Origin of the sequence: Pseudomonas sp. PDM28 (assembly GCF_019219115.1) — a bacterium.
Classification (GTDB): Bacteria; Pseudomonadota; Gammaproteobacteria; order Pseudomonadales; family Pseudomonadaceae; genus Aquipseudomonas; species Aquipseudomonas laurylsulfatiphila.
The window spans coordinates 332322-346445 of sequence record NZ_JAHUWG010000002.1 but is presented as its reverse complement, the minus strand read 5'-3'; the positions used below and the strand labels follow the sequence as shown (position 1 = coordinate 346445).

At 62.7% G+C, this 14124-nt stretch carries 11 protein-coding genes; 9 read left to right on the top strand and 2 right to left on the bottom strand.

What is annotated here, in order from left to right:
- Nucleotides 1-21 precede the first annotated feature (21 nt).
- The 9 genes from KW841_RS04870 to KW841_RS04830 all read left to right on the top strand — a co-directional run bounded on the left by KW841_RS04870 (nucleotide 22) and on the right by KW841_RS04830 (nucleotide 11509).
- A complete protein-coding gene (locus tag KW841_RS04870; RefSeq protein WP_218474048.1) occupies nucleotides 22-1212 on the top strand; it encodes a pyridoxal phosphate-dependent aminotransferase in 1191 nt (396 codons plus the stop codon).
- Nucleotides 1205-2620 carry an aldehyde dehydrogenase family protein gene (locus KW841_RS04865; protein WP_218474046.1) on the top strand — a complete coding sequence of 472 codons (1416 nt, stop codon included), beginning with the start codon at nucleotides 1205-1207 and terminating at the stop codon, nucleotides 2618-2620. Before KW841_RS04870 ends, KW841_RS04865 begins: the two co-directional genes overlap by 8 nt.
- A 99-nt stretch (nucleotides 2621-2719) precedes the next feature.
- A complete protein-coding gene (locus KW841_RS04860; RefSeq protein ID WP_218474043.1) occupies nucleotides 2720-4321 on the top strand; it encodes an ABC transporter substrate-binding protein in 1602 nt (533 codons plus the stop codon).
- A 186-nt stretch (nucleotides 4322-4507) separates the two neighbouring features.
- Nucleotides 4508-5467 (top strand): ABC transporter permease, encoded by a 960-nt coding sequence (locus tag KW841_RS04855; protein WP_126045953.1) that lies wholly within the window; start codon nucleotides 4508-4510, stop codon nucleotides 5465-5467.
- A 3-nt stretch (nucleotides 5468-5470) separates the two neighbouring features.
- Complete coding sequence (locus tag KW841_RS04850) at nucleotides 5471-6298, top strand: ABC transporter permease (protein WP_218474041.1); 828 nt, start codon at nucleotides 5471-5473, stop codon at nucleotides 6296-6298.
- Nucleotides 6299-6300: 2 nt separating this feature from the next.
- The gene (locus KW841_RS04845; RefSeq protein WP_218474039.1) at nucleotides 6301-7947 is read left to right on the top strand and encodes an ABC transporter ATP-binding protein; all 1647 of its coding nucleotides are present in this window, start codon (nucleotides 6301-6303) and stop codon (nucleotides 7945-7947) included.
- A 9-nt stretch (nucleotides 7948-7956) separates the two neighbouring features.
- Entirely contained in the window at nucleotides 7957-8667 is a 711-nt protein-coding gene (locus KW841_RS04840) for an NAD(P)H-dependent oxidoreductase (protein WP_218474037.1), read from the top strand.
- Between the two features lie 359 nt (nucleotides 8668-9026).
- Nucleotides 9027-9482 (top strand): YMGG-like glycine zipper-containing protein, encoded by a 456-nt coding sequence (locus tag KW841_RS04835; protein WP_218474034.1) that lies wholly within the window; start codon nucleotides 9027-9029, stop codon nucleotides 9480-9482.
- Nucleotides 9483-9898: 416 nt separating this feature from the next.
- Nucleotides 9899-11509, top strand: coding sequence for a mechanosensitive ion channel family protein (locus KW841_RS04830; protein ID WP_218474032.1), 1611 nt, complete (start codon nucleotides 9899-9901; stop codon nucleotides 11507-11509).
- A gap of 30 nt (nucleotides 11510-11539) precedes the next feature.
- Here KW841_RS04830 and KW841_RS04825 read toward each other — a convergent pair whose 3' ends face one another.
- Nucleotides 11540-13015, bottom strand: a complete 1476-nt coding sequence (locus KW841_RS04825; RefSeq protein ID WP_218474030.1) for a family 16 glycosylhydrolase — start codon at nucleotides 13013-13015, stop codon at nucleotides 11540-11542.
- A 39-nt stretch (nucleotides 13016-13054) separates the two neighbouring features.
- Nucleotides 13055-14107: a UDP-glucose 4-epimerase GalE gene (gene galE, locus KW841_RS04820; RefSeq protein WP_218474027.1), complete on the bottom strand. Its 1053-nt coding sequence runs from the start codon at nucleotides 14105-14107 to the stop codon at nucleotides 13055-13057.
- Nucleotides 14108-14124 lie beyond the last annotated feature (17 nt).

Here is a 14124-nt window from a genome sequence, read left to right as displayed (position 1 = left end):
GTATTTGAAGGGGACGAAGCCATGCGCTTTTCCGATCTGACTCAACGTATCGCCGGTGATGGCGCTGCCGCGTGGGATATTCATTACCGCGCCCTGGCGCTGCGCGAGCAGGGCCAGGACATTTTGCTGCTGTCCGTGGGCGACCCGGATTTCGACACGCCACAGCCCATCGTGCAGGGCGCTATCGACAGCCTGCTGAGCGGCAACACCCATTACGCCGAGGTGCGCGGCAAGCGTGCCCTGCGTGAGGCCATTGCCAGGCGCCATCAACAACGCAGCGGCCAAAGCGTTTCGGCCGATCAGGTCACCGTGCTGGCCGGGGCACAATGTGCGCTGTTCAGCGTGGCCCAATGCGTGCTCAATCCCGGTGACGAGGTGATAGTCGCCGAACCGATGTACGTCACCTACGAAGCCGTGTTCGGTGCCTGCGGCGCTGTGGTGGTGCCGGTGCCGGTGCGCTCGGAAAACGGCTTCCGCGTATTGCCTGAAGATGTCGCCGCACGCATCACGCCGCGCACCCGGGCCCTGGCGTTGAACAGTCCGCACAACCCGTCCGGCGCCAGTCTGCCGCGCAGCACCTGGGCTGCTCTGGCCGAGTTGTGCATCGCCCACGATCTGTGGCTGATTTCCGACGAGGTCTACAGCGAACTGCTGTTCGAAGGCGAGCACGTCAGCCCGGCGAGCCTGCCGGGCATGGCCGAGCGCACCGCGACCCTCAACAGCCTGTCGAAATCCCACGCCATGACCGGCTGGCGCGTTGGCTGGGTGGTGGCGCCACCGTCCCTCGCTGCGCACCTGGAAAACCTTGCACTGTGCATGCTCTACGGCTCGCCGGATTTCATTCAGGACGCTGCCGTGGTGGCCCTGGAAAGCAACCTGCCGGAACTGGAGGCCATGCGCGAAGCCTATCGCCAGCGTCGCGATCTGGTGTGCGATAGCCTGGCCGATTGCCCTGGCGTGCGGGCGCTGAAACCTGACGGCGGCATGTTCGTGATGCTCGACATCCGCCAGACCGGGCTCAGTGCCCAGGCGTTTGCCGACCGTCTGCTGGATCGCCACGGTGTGTCGGTATTGGCGGGCGAGGCCTTTGGGCCGAGCGCGGCGGGGCATATTCGACTCGGTCTGGTGGTCGGCGCCGAACCCTTGCGCGATGCCTGCCAGCGCATTGCCCGTTGTGCCCAGGAATTGATGGAGACCCAGGTTCATGCTTAATCACAATGCACTGTTTATTGATGGCCGCTGGCAAAAACCGTCGGGGCAGGGCATCGCCGAGGTGATCAACCCGGCCACCGAGGAAGTCTGCGGCAGTGTTCCGCTCGGTGATGAACTCGATGTCGAAAACGCTGTGGCAGCTGCGCGCCGGGCCTTCGCTTCATGGTCGCGTACGCCGTCCAGCGTGCGCGCCGGTTACATTCGCGCCCTGGCCGGACAATTGCGTGCCCGCGCCGATGAGATGGCCTCGGTCATCACCACTGAGTTGGGCATGCCGGTGCAATGGTGCCGCTCGGTGCAGGTCGACGGGCCGATCGCTGGCCTTGAGCAGTACGTCGAACTGGCTCATCTCATGGACGAGGTGCGCGAAGTCGGCAATTCGCTGGTGATCCGCGAGGCCGTGGGCGTCTGCGCGTTCATCAACCCGTGGAATTACCCGCTGCACCAGTTGATCGGCAAACTCGCGCCGGCCCTGGCCGCCGGTTGCACCGTGGTGGTCAAGCCGAGCCAGGAAACGCCGCTGCACGCGTTTCTGCTGGCGCAGATGATAGAAGACATCGGCTTGCCGGCCGGGGTGTTCAACCTGGTCAGCGGGCCGGGGTCGAAAGTCGGCGAAGCGCTGGCCAAACACCCTGACGTGGACATGGTGTCGTTTACCGGCTCCACCGGTGCGGGCGTTCGCGTCGCACAAGCGGCGGCGCCTTCGGTGAAACGGGTGTGCCTGGAACTGGGCGGCAAGTCGCCGCTGCTGATTGCCGAGGATGCGGACCTCGACGCGGCCGTGCGCTACGGCGTGCAGGACGTGATGATCAACTCCGGCCAGACCTGCACCGCGCTGACCCGCATGCTGCTGCCGGCCGGCCGTTATGCCGAAGCCGTGGAAATCGCCCTGCAGGAGACCCTGAGCCTGCGCATGGGCGATCCCCTGGACCCGCAAAGCTTCCTGGGACCTATGTGTTCCGCAGGGCAAAAACGCACCGTGCTCGATTACATCAAGGTCGGCCAACAGGAAGGCGCACGCCTGCTGTGCGGCAGTGACGCGCCGTCAGCCTTCGAGCGCGGCTTCTATGTCAGCCCAACGCTGTTCGCCGATGTCGACAACCGCATGCGCATCGCCCAGGAAGAAATCTTCGGCCCGGTGCTGTGCCTGATTCCCTACACCGATGAAGCACAGGCCATCCAGATCGCCAACGACTCGCCGTTCGGCCTGTCCAGCGGCGTCTGGGCCGGCAGTGCCGAGCGTGCCTTGCACCTGGGCCGGCAGATGCGCGCCGGCCAGTGCTTCCTCAATGGCGCGGCGTTCAATTACCAGGCGCCGTTCGGTGGCTACAAACAATCGGGCAATGGCCGGGAGTGGGGTGAGGAGGGACTCAACGAGTTCGTCGAAGTGAAGGCGATCCAGGTGTGACGGTTGGCGATTCGAACGTTGTATGCACCGGGCCCTGGCCCGGTGTCTTGCGTGGTTTTGAACCGGTAATTCATTAGCTTTTTGATCAGGGGCAATGCAATGAGCGATAACAAAAACAAGATTACTCAAGCGAACCATGAATTCAGCTTCCCGCGCAGGGACTTCCTGAAGTACAGCGCGGCAGCCGCGGCGGTGGCCGGGGCGTTCTCCATGGGGCTGCCGTTTGGCGCCTTTGCCGGGGAGGCCACACCAAAGCCGGGTGGCGTGTTGCGTCTGGGCCTGGCGGGTGGCAGCACCACGGACTCGAAAGATCCGGGTTCCTGGTCCGACACCTTCACCTTCGTCGGCTTCTCGGCGGTCTATAACACCCTGACCGAAATTGCCGTCGACGGCACAGCCATTCCGGAGCTGGCCGAGAGCTGGACCTCGAGCCCGGACGCGCGCGTCTGGACTTTCAAGATTCGTCAGGGCGTGACCTTCCACAACGGCAAGACCCTGACCGCCGAGGACGTGGTGGCGTCGATCCAGCATCACCTGGGTGAGAAATCCACCTCGGCAGCCAAGACCGTTCTGGGTGACGTGGCCAAAGTCAGTGCCAACGGCAGCGACAGCGTGGTGTTCGAACTGCACTCGGGCAACGCCGACTTTTCTTATGTGGTTGCCGATTACCACCTGGCGATCATGCCGAGCAAAGATGGCGCGGCGGACTGGCAGACCGGCGCCGGCACCGGTGGCTATCGCCTCAAGGACTTCGAACCGGGCGTGCGCATGACCCTGGAACGCAGCCCCGATTACTGGAAACCGGGCCGCGCGCACTTCGCCAGCGCCGAGTTGATCGCTATCTCCGACGGCGCGGCACGGGTCAATGCGCTGGTCACCGGGCAAGTGGATGTGATCAACAAGGTCGACCTGAAAACCGTCGCGCTGCTCAAGCGCAACCCGAACCTGGTCATCGAAGAAACCAAGGGCGCCCAGCACTACACCTTCCCGATGCTCACCGACAGCCAGGTCTTCCTGAACAACGACGTGCGCCTGGCGATGAAACACGCGATCAACCGCGAAACCCTGCTGGCCTCGGTGCTGCACGGCTATGGCCTGGTGGGCAACGACCACCCGATCCAGCCCGGCAGCCGTTTCATCAACACCGCGCTGGAGCAACGCACCTATGATCCGGACAAATCGCGCTTCTACCTGAAGAAGGCCGGTCTGGATTCGCTCAAGGTCCGTCTGCAAGCCTCCGACGCGGCCTACACCGGCGCCGTGGACGCCTCGGTGCTGTTCAAGGAGCAGGCGCGAGCCGCCGGGATCGACATCGACGTGGTGCGCGAGCCGGCCGATGGCTTCTTCTCCAACGTGTGGATGAAGCAACCCTTCACCACCTCGTTCTGGTACAGCAGCCTGACCGCCGACCGCATGTTCAGCATCGGCTACGCCAAGGGCGCGGCCTGGAACGAAACCCACTGGGACAACCCGCGTTTCAACCAGCTGCTCAACGCCGCTCGCGGCGAAATGAACGACCCGCTGCGCCGCGAGATGTACAACGAAATGCAGGCGCTGTGCCGGGACGAGGGCGGGGCGATCGTGCCGCTGTTCGCCAGTTCCGTGGCCGCGCGTTCCAACAAGGTCGTTCATGGCGGACAGACTGCGCCCTACGGTGAACTGGATGGCCTGCGGGTGATCGAGCGCTGGTGGCAGGCATAAACCGGAAAGTTGAACTGTGGAGATCAACTGTGGGAGCGAGCTTGCTCGCGATGACGGCAGCACATTGAACATCAATGTTGGCTGACAGTCCGCTATCGCGAGCAAGCTCGCTCCCACAGGGGGCGTGTTCCCACAGTAGAAATTTGCAGGATTATGCAAGCGTGCCTATTTTCAAGGAACTGCACGATGAGAAGTATTTTCAAGCTGTTGGGACAGCGCCTCGCATTAGGCCTGCTGTCCCTGTTCGCCGTCTCAGTGATCATCTTCCTGGCCGTCGGCATGCTCCCGGGGGACATCGCCCAGGCCATGCTCGGCCAGTCGGCCACCCCGGAAACCGTGGCGGCCTACCGGGCGCAACTGGGGCTGGATTTGCCGCCGTTGAGCCGTTTCGGCCACTGGATCTGGCAGCTGTTGCACGGTGATCTCGGTGTATCGCTGGCCAACCAGCGGCCCATCGCCGAACTGGTGGGCTCGCGCCTGGGCAACACCTTCAGCCTCGCCTTGCTGGCGGCCCTGGTGTCGGTGCCGCTGGCATTGTGTCTGGGGATGCTCGCCGCGCTGTACCGCAACAGCTGGTTCGACCGCTTGCTCAATACCTCGGCCCTGAGCGCGGTGTCGTTCCCCGAGTTCTTTGTTGCCTACATCCTGATCCTGGTGTTCGCAGTGAAGCTCAACTGGTTCCCGAGCATTTCCAACCTGGCGCCGGACGCTTCGTTGGGCACGGTACTGGAGCGCTCGGTGTTGCCGGTGGCGACCCTGAGCCTGGTGGTGATCGCGCAGATGATGCGCATGACCCGCGCCTCATTGATCAACCTGCTGGCCAGCCCGTACATCGAAATGGCCCGGCTCAAGGGCATCAGCCAGTCGCGGATCATCTTGCGCCACGCCTTGCCCAATGCCCTGGCGCCGATCGTCAACGTGGTCGCCCTGAACCTGGCGTACCTGGTGGTCGGCGTGGTGGTGGTCGAGGTGGTGTTTGTCTATCCGGGGCTCGGCCAGTTGCTGGTGGACTCGGTGGCCAAGCGCGACATCCCGGTGGTGCAGGCCTGCAGCCTGATCTTCGCCGCGACCTACATCCTGCTCAACACCAGCGCCGATGTGCTGTCGATTGCCAGCAACCCACGCCTGATGCATCCGAAGGGGTAGACCATGAGCCTGTTAAAACACCTGTGGCGGGCGCCCCTGAGCGCCCAGTTCGGTTTGTTGATGATCCTGCTTTACGTGCTGGTGGCGCTGTTCGCGCCCGTGTTGGCGCCGTTTGGCGAAACCCAGGTGGTGGGCGGGGGCTTTGAGCCGTGGGGCGGGCAGTTCCTGTTGGGCACCGATAACCTGGGGCGCGACATGTTCAGCCGCCTGGTCTATGGCGCGCGCAACACCCTGGGCATTGCCTTCCTCACCACGGTACTGGCGTTTTTGCTCGGTGGGTCCTGCGGCTTGATCGCGGCGATCAAGGGCGGCTGGGTCGATCAGGGTTTGTCGCGGGTGGTGGACATCCTCATGGCCATTCCGCAACTGATCTTCGCCTTGCTGATCCTCAGCGTGGTCGGCACCACGGCGACGTCGCTGGTGTTGGTGATTGCGCTGCTGGATGCGACCCGGGTGTTTCGCCTGTCGCGCGCGGTGGCCATGAACGTGGTGGTGCAGGACTTTGTCGAAGCTGCGCGCCTGCGCGGTGAGGGCCTGTGCTGGCTGGTGACCCGCGAGGTGCTGCCCAACGCCGCAGCGCCGCTGATTGCCGAGTTCGGCCTGCGTTTCTGCTTCGTTTTCCTGTTCATCAGTGCCTTGTCGTTCCTCGGCCTGGGCATTCAACCGCCCACCGCCGACTGGGGCAGCATGGTGCGCGACAACGCCGTGCTCATCACCTTCGGCGACATCAGTCCGTTGCTGCCCGCCCTGGCCGTGGCCTTGATCACGGTGAGCGTCAACTTCGTCGTTGACTGGATGCTGCACAAATCCAGCGGCCTCAAGGAGTGCTGAACATGACGACCACAAAACCTTTGCTGGAAATCCGCGACCTGCACATCGAAGGCCATTACGAAGACGCCTGGCATCCGCTGATCAAGGGCATCGACCTGACCCTGCAACGGGGCGAGGTGCTGGGGCTGATCGGCGAGTCTGGCGCGGGCAAGTCGACCCTCGGCCTGTCGGCCATGGGCTACACCCGCGACGGCTGCCGGATCACCGGCGGCTCGGTGCACTTCGACGGCATCGACCTGCTCAAGGCCAAGCCTGAAGCCCTGCGCAAACTGCGGGGGCTGCGCATTGCCTATGTGGCACAGAGCGCGGCGGCCTCGTTCAACCCGGCCCATCGACTGATCGACCAGCACGTCGAAACCGCGGTGAAAAACGGCGGCATGAGCCGCGAACAGGCCATGCGTGACGCAGTGGAACTGTACCGGGTGCTGCGCCTGCCCAATCCCGAAACCATCGGCCAGCGTTATCCGCATCAGGTCTCCGGCGGCCAGTTGCAGCGGGTCATGACCGCGATGGCCATGGCTTGTCACCCGGACCTGATCATCTTCGACGAACCGACCACGGCGCTGGACGTCACCACCCAGATCGAAGTCCTTGCCGCCATTCGCGACGCCGTGGCGACCTATGGCAGCGCGGCGATCTACATCAGCCACGACCTGGCGGTGGTCGCGCAAATGGCCGACCGCATCATGGTGCTGCGCCACGGCAAACTGGTGGAAGAGGCCGAGACCCGCAAGATGCTCGGCGACCCGCAGGAGGACTACACCAAGTCACTGTGGGCGGTGCGCAGTTTCCGCACCGAGCCCAAGGCCAGCCCGCAGCAGGAACAACCGCTGCTGGAACTGCGCAACAGCTTTGCCAGTTACGGCCGGCAACCTGTGCTGCACGACGTATCGTTGAAGCTGTATCGCGGCCAGACCCTGGCGGTGATCGGCGAATCCGGTAGCGGCAAGAGCTCCACGGCGCGGCTGATCACTGGCTTGCTGCCGCCGACTTATGGCGAGGTGCTGTACGACGGCCAGCCATTGCCCGCGGACTTTCGCCAGCGCAGCAAGGAGCAACTGCGGCGCATCCAGATGATCTACCAGATCCCCGACACGGCGCTGAACCCGCGTCAGCGCATCGTCGATATCATCGGTCGGCCATTGACGTTTTATCTGGGCCTCAAGGGCAAGGCCATGCGCGCCCGGGTCGCTGAACTGCTGGAGATGATCGAGCTCGACCCGGTGACCTTCATGGAGCGCCAACCCCGGGAACTGTCGGGCGGGCAGAAACAACGCATCTGCATCGCCAGGGCCCTGGCGGCCGATCCGCAGCTGATCATCTGCGACGAAGTGACCTCGGCCCTCGACCAACTGGTCGCCGAAGGCGTACTGAAATTGCTCAACCGCATCCAGCAGCAACTGGGTGTCGCTTATCTTTTCATCACCCATGACGTCGCCACTGTTCGGGCGATTGCCGATGAGGTATTGGTGATGCAACGGGGCAGGGTGGTGGACCACGGCTCGCGCAGCCAGATCTTCACCCCGCCGCATCAGGACTACACCGGGCTGCTGTTTTCTTCCGAACCGCAAATGGACCCCGACTGGCTCGACCGCTTGCTGGCCACACGCGCTTGCACACCTTCAACCGATACGCTGGAACACGTCTAAGGAACCACCATGAAAGTACTGATCGTCCACGCTCACCCGGAGCCGCAATCCTTCACCGCCGCCCTGCGTGACCAGGCCGTCGCCACGCTCGAAGCCCAGGGCCACGAAGTGCAGGTCAGTGACCTGTACAAAATGAACTGGAACCCGGTGGCCAGCGACGCCGACTTCTCGAATCGGGAAAACCCCGAGTACCTGGTCTATGCCCTGGAACAACGCCTGGGCGTGAAGAGCCAGTCGCTGGCGCCGGACATCCAGGCCGAGCTGGACAAACTGCTGTGGGCCGACCTGCTGATCCTGAACTTCCCGATCTTCTGGTTCTCCACCCCGGCCATGCTCAAGGGCTGGATCGACCGGGTGCTGGTGTCGGGCATCTGCTATGGCGGCAAGCGTTTCTACGATCAGGGTGGGTTGGCCGGCAAGAAAGCGCTGGTGACCGTGACCCTGGGCGGCCGCGAGCACATGTTCGGTGAGGGCGCGATCCACGGTCCGTTGGAGGACATGCTGCGGCCGATCCTGCGTGGAACCCTGGCTTATGTCGGGTTTGATGTGCTGGAGCCGTTTGTAGCCTGGCATGTGCCGTATATCAGTGAAGAGGCGCGCCAGCAATTTCTGCTTGATTACGGCCAGCGCCTGCAACACCTGAGTGATGATCAGCCGTTGGTATTCCCGAAGCTGTCGCAGTTCGATGACAAGCTCTATCCGCTGGCCACCAAAGCCTGATCAACACTGCAAAATCTGTGGGAGCGGGCTTGCTCGCGAAGGGGCCTTCAAATTCAACATCACTGGTGGCTGATACACCGCCTTCGTCGGATCGCCGCCCGGAGCAAGCCCGCTCCCACAGTTTGATCTTCAGTGCGTTCGAATCACCGCGCCATTGTTCTGAATACACGTCATACCTTGCTTTCGGCCTCATGCCCCTTCGGGGGATTGGCGCCTGATAAAAATGATGATGCCGGCGCGTTGGGTCGACGACCGGCTGGTGATGGAGATCGAGCCCACCGCCGGTCAGTAATCGGGTGGCTGATGGGGGCTGATCTAAACTCCTGTTGGGGGTGAACCAGGTTCATCCGGAGGTCATCATGAAAAAACTGTCACCTATCAGTCTGTGTCTCGCCTTGTCGGTTTTGAGCGCCCCGGGATGGGCGCAATCGGTGGTGCCGATGAAAGGGCAAAGTTCGCAACAAACCCAGGCCGACATCAACGAATGCAACAGCATTGCCGCCAGCCAAAGCACCTCGACGGCTTCCACGCCTTCCGGCGGGCGGGTCAAGGGCGCTGCTGCCGGGGCTGCCGCTGGCGCGGTTGGGGCCCAGGTGCGCGGCAATCAACATGACGAGGTTTATGATCGTGTCGACGATGACAGGAAACAGGACTATCGCCAGAACCGCGCCAAGGAGACAGCGGCGGCCGGCGCCGTGGTCGGTGCGTCACGTCAGCGCCAGGAACGCCGGGAGCAATCGAAAACCACACAGGCGAACACCGCGTCGGCTTACACCAGTTGTTTGCAGGGCAAGGGTTATCAGGTCAATCCTTGAATCAGGTACTGAACGGTGCCCCGCGGTGTTCTCCGGATTATCGCGTGCAAGCTCGCTCCTACAGAGGGCAATGGCCGCCGGCGAAAACACAAACCCTGTAGGAGCGAGCTTGCTCGCGATGGTCGTCAACGATAACGCTGGCTGGCAGGTGCCCCGTGGTGTTCTCCGGTTTATCGCGAGCAGGCTCGCTCCTACAGAGGGCATTGGCTGCCGGCGAAAACACAAACCCTGTAGGAGCGAGCTCGCTCGCGATGGTCGTCAACGATAACGCTGGTTGGCAGGTGCGCCGCGGTGCTCTGCGGTTTATCGCGAGCAGGCTCGCTCCTACAGAAGCACCCATCTGACAACCGTTCATCGGTGAGCTACGCTGCGGTACGTACACTCGACCAGAAATTAGTGAAGTAGGGATCTGACAGATGCGGAGCAGGCTGCTCGTTGTATTGTTCACTGTTTTCGGGTTGTTTTGGTCGTTGCAGCTGTGGGCCGAGGATTCACCAAAGGTGGCTGATGCCCCTGCTGAACTGAAAGTGGCCAACCGCAGTGTCGTGGTGTTTCGCGCGACCCTCCTCGGTGAAGCCCCGGCCTCGCGGGTCAAACGGGCGAAAGCGGTGATCGGTGAGGCGCTGGACGAGGACGACGACCTGAAGGTTACCCTCGACCCGATCATGACAAGCTACATGGTGCTGCTCGGTTCTCGCCGCGCTTTCATCGTTACGCCCAAGGATTTCGACGCCACCGAATTCGACTCGGTGCAGCAAGCCGCAGAAGCCGCGGCTGAACGGTTACGCCAGGTGGTGGCCGAAACCCAGGAAGCTCGAAGCCTGCACTTGATACTCCGGTCGCTGGGCGCCGCGCTGCTCGCCACCGGTATCTATCTGGGCCTGCTCCTGGCCATGGTTTTTCTACGGCGCAAACTGCTGAAAAAACTGCCCGACCTGATGCATCGGCACACCCAGGCCCTGAAGGTCGGGCGGGTGCCGCTGATCGACGCCAACTTCCTCTATCCCTTGGTCAGCCGCGTGCTGGAAGTGCTGCGCTGGGTCATCGTGCTGCTGCTCACCTACGAGTGGCTGGGGTTTGTCCTGTCGCGTTTTCCCTATACCCGGCCCTGGGGTGAAAGCCTTAACAACTATCTGCTGGAAGTCGCCGACTATTTGCTGCAAGGGATTCTCGGGGCGGTCCCCGGGCTCGGCGTGGCGCTGGCGATCTTCTTCATTGCGCGAGGCGTGACCGCCTTCTCTCGCCGGATACTGCGGCGCATGGCCACGCCCGGCACCTTCAACTGGCTGAACCACGAAACCCTGAAGCCCACCCAGCGCCTGACGTCGCTGGCGATCTGGCTGTTTGCCCTGGCCATGGCTTATCCCTACTTGCCGGGTGCCGGTACCGATGCGTTCAAAGGCTTGTCGGTGCTGGTCGGCCTGATGATCTCGCTGGGTGCTTCCAGCGTTGTCGGACAGGCGGCGGCCGGATTGATCCTGACGTACACCCGAACCCTGCGCCCCGGTGAATTCGTGCGCATTGGCGAGCACGAAGGCACGGTCACTGAACTGGGCATGTTCACCACCAGCATTCGTACCGGCCTGGGCGAAGTGCTGACCCTGCCCAATTCGATGATCACCGGCACGGTCACCAAGAACTACTCACGGGTCGTACAGGGCCCCGGCTATGTGGTCGACACCGTGGTCACCATTGGCTATGACACCCCTTGGCGGCAGGTCGAAGGGATGTTGCTGGAAGCCGCCAGACGCACGCTCGGCGTCCTCGAAACCCCACCGCCGCAGGTATTCCAGACGGCGTTGTCGGACTTCTACCCCGAGTACCGACTGGTGGCCCAGGCCATCCCCAGCCAGCCACGGCCGCGAGCGGTACTGCTGAGCATGCTGCACGCCAACATCCAGGATGTGTTCAACGAGTACGGCGTACAGATCATGTCGCCGCACTACCTTGGTGATCCGCAACAGGAAAAATGGGTGCCAAGGGACAAGTGGTACATGGCGCCGGCGCAGGACTCGAAGGAGCCTTGATTGACGCCGGACAGCTAGTCCGCGCCATGCTTATTTGCCCCGCTGCCACACCTTCAAATAGTCCACACTGAAGGTGGAAGGCAGGTCGGCGTCGTCCACGACGCCGAACCAGTTCCAGAAGGCCTCGCTGTCAAACACGATTTGCATCGGGAAGTGCCAGTGGGTGTTTTTCGATTCCCTGACCAGCACGCCGTCGACGTACCAGCGCAGGGTGTCGGGTTGCCAGTCGAAGCCGTAGACATGAAAGGCGTTGGCCAGGCGCCAGGGTGCGGTCCAGGTGCTGCCATTGGCCAAATGCTCGGTGCTTTGTGGCGTGGCCCATACATGCGCGTTCATGTTGTACAGCCGGTCGAAAGCACCGTTTGCGGTTTTGCCGCCGATTTCGAAAATGTCGATTTCAGTGGCGTTTTCGGGCAGTCCCGTCCACGCCAGCCAGAACGCGCTGGAGCCGGCCGAATTCATCGGTTTGGCGCGGGCTTCGTAGTAGCCGTACAAGCGTCGGTCATGGGTGTGCACCATCGCCGAGGTGTAATCCTTGAAGCCCAACTTGATGTATTTCTGCGGCAAGGTCTGCTTGCGGAAAACGATATTGAGGTTGCCGTCTGCGACGCTGGCATTTTCCGGCGTGAACAGGGCCGGTCGACGCCCCAGCGAGTCGGTGCCCGTGCCGTTGTTGACGTACCAGCGCTCACGGTCGAGGGCATCGCCGTTGAAGTCGTCGCACAGTGGCGTGTCGAGCACCCAATGCCCGGTATTGGCCTGATCCGACAGTGGCAGGCTGGCATGGGTCGATGCAGGCACGGCGCCCAGCGGACCCACCCGGGTCCAGACATTCGCCTGCTTGGGAATGGCGACCGACCATTTGTTCGCCAGGTACTCGAACACGGCCTGGCGCTCCTGTTGTGTGATCAGCGGCCGGTCATAAACCAGCACTTCAGCAATGTCGCCACGCAAGACTTCGGTGCTGCCGACCACGTTGCGCGCCACGGCGTAGGGGCCGATGGGCACATCATTGAGTTCCAGAAAGTCCAGGGTCGGCTCGAAGGCCGTGGTCTTTTCCACGCTGAGCGCGAAGTTGGGCGCCTTGTTGTCGTTATCGGCCAGCTGCGGACGCGAGCTGAACTGGCGCTGCCAGGTATCGCCGCCGGCCTGTTCGGGCAGTCGGCGTGACACCAGAAACACCGTGACCGGCCCCTTCGCCACGCGGATCTGCTTGCCGATGAATGCCGAAACCCCACTGAAACGCACCACGGCATTGCCATTGATCCCATTGTCGATGCGCTGTGGCAGCGACGTGGCGTTCGGGTTGTCGACACTCGCATGGTTGAACTTGCCCGATTTGTCGTGCCAGCGCAGGATCCCGTTTTGCCGGTCCAGGGACATCGCTGACCGATCGGCGCCATCGAGCCACAGGACCAGGCCCTCGGTCGCCGGACGCGAAGGCGCAGCCTGGGCACAACAGGCCATCGCGGCCAGTAGCAGGACCAGCCAAAATTCCCTGAGCATGGGAGCCCCCTGAAAGGCCTTGGAGGAGTGACGCGGTCGTCACCTGGCCAGGGCGGCCGATAACTCGACAATGTGGCGGTAGCCTGACGGATTGCTCGATTGCCAGCGCCAGCTGTCCTCGATCATCTGTGCCAGGTTGCGCCGGGCGCACCAGCCCAGGTCGCGCCGGGCCTTGGTGGCATCGGCCCAGCATTGGGCAATATCGCCCGCCCGGCGCGGGGCGATCCGGAACGGAATGCTGACGCCGGTGACGTCTTCGAAACTGCGGATCATCTGCAGCACGCTGTAGCCGATCCCGGTGCCGAGGTTCCAGATGTGCAGGCCGCCGTCACCGTGCAACACCTGCAAGGCCTTGAGATGCCCTTCGGCCAGGTCGAGCACGTGGATGTAGTCCCGCACGCAGGTGCCGTCGACGGTGGGGTAGTCGTTGCCAAACACCGTCAGCTCGGGGATTCGGCCGATCGCCACTTGGGTCAGGCAGGGCAACAGGTTGTTCGGCCGACCGTTGGGGTCTTCGCCGAGCAGCCCGCTTTCGTGGGCGCCAATCGGGTTGAAGTAGCGCAACAGGGCGATGCTCCAGCGCGGTTCGGAGAGGGCAAGGTCAGTCAGCAACTGTTCGATCATCAGCTTTGAACGCCCATAGGGACTGGCCGGAACGCCAGTGCCCGAATCCTCGAGGATGGGCGTGTGCGCCGGTTCACCGTAGACCGTCGCCGAAGAACTGAACACCAGTTTGAACACATTGAAGCGCGCCATGACCGCACACAGGTTGAGGGTCCCCACGACGTTGTTGGCGTAATAGTCCAGGGGATGACTCACGCTGTTGGCCACGGACTTGAGGCCGGCAAAATGCACCACCGCGTCAATGTCGTAGTGACTGAAGAGGCTTTCGAGCAAGGCCGTATCGCGGATATCGCCTTCAATGAAGTCGACCCGGGCATGGGCCAGGTACTCCATGCGCTCTATGGACTCGTGGCAACTGTTGCTCAGGTTATCCAGCACCAGCACGTGTTGACCGGCGTCGATGAGGGTCAGCGCGGTGTGGGAACCGATGTAGCCGGCCCCGCCCGTGATCAGCGTGGTTTTATGCATTTTTGGCGTTCCTGTTT

What these genes read in the sequence shown, in the direction of transcription:
- KW841_RS04870 (WP_218474048.1), top strand. Translation starts at nt 22, where the DNA reads ATGCGCTTTTCCGATCTGACTCAACGTATCGCCGGTGATGGCGCTGCC.
- KW841_RS04865 (WP_218474046.1), top strand. Translation starts at nt 1,205, where the DNA reads ATGCTTAATCACAATGCACTGTTTATTGATGGCCGCTGGCAAAAACCG.
- KW841_RS04860 (WP_218474043.1), top strand. Translation starts at nt 2,720, where the DNA reads ATGAGCGATAACAAAAACAAGATTACTCAAGCGAACCATGAATTCAGC.
- KW841_RS04855 (WP_126045953.1), top strand. Translation starts at nt 4,508, where the DNA reads ATGAGAAGTATTTTCAAGCTGTTGGGACAGCGCCTCGCATTAGGCCTG.
- KW841_RS04850 (WP_218474041.1), top strand. Translation starts at nt 5,471, where the DNA reads ATGAGCCTGTTAAAACACCTGTGGCGGGCGCCCCTGAGCGCCCAGTTC.
- KW841_RS04845 (WP_218474039.1), top strand. Translation starts at nt 6,301, where the DNA reads ATGACGACCACAAAACCTTTGCTGGAAATCCGCGACCTGCACATCGAA.
- KW841_RS04840 (WP_218474037.1), top strand. Translation starts at nt 7,957, where the DNA reads ATGAAAGTACTGATCGTCCACGCTCACCCGGAGCCGCAATCCTTCACC.
- KW841_RS04835 (WP_218474034.1), top strand. Translation starts at nt 9,027, where the DNA reads ATGAAAAAACTGTCACCTATCAGTCTGTGTCTCGCCTTGTCGGTTTTG.
- KW841_RS04830 (WP_218474032.1), top strand. Translation starts at nt 9,899, where the DNA reads ATGCGGAGCAGGCTGCTCGTTGTATTGTTCACTGTTTTCGGGTTGTTT.
- KW841_RS04825 (WP_218474030.1), bottom strand. Translation starts at nt 13,015, where the DNA reads ATGCTCAGGGAATTTTGGCTGGTCCTGCTACTGGCCGCGATGGCCTGT.
- galE (WP_218474027.1), bottom strand. Translation starts at nt 14,107, where the DNA reads ATGCATAAAACCACGCTGATCACGGGCGGGGCCGGCTACATCGGTTCC.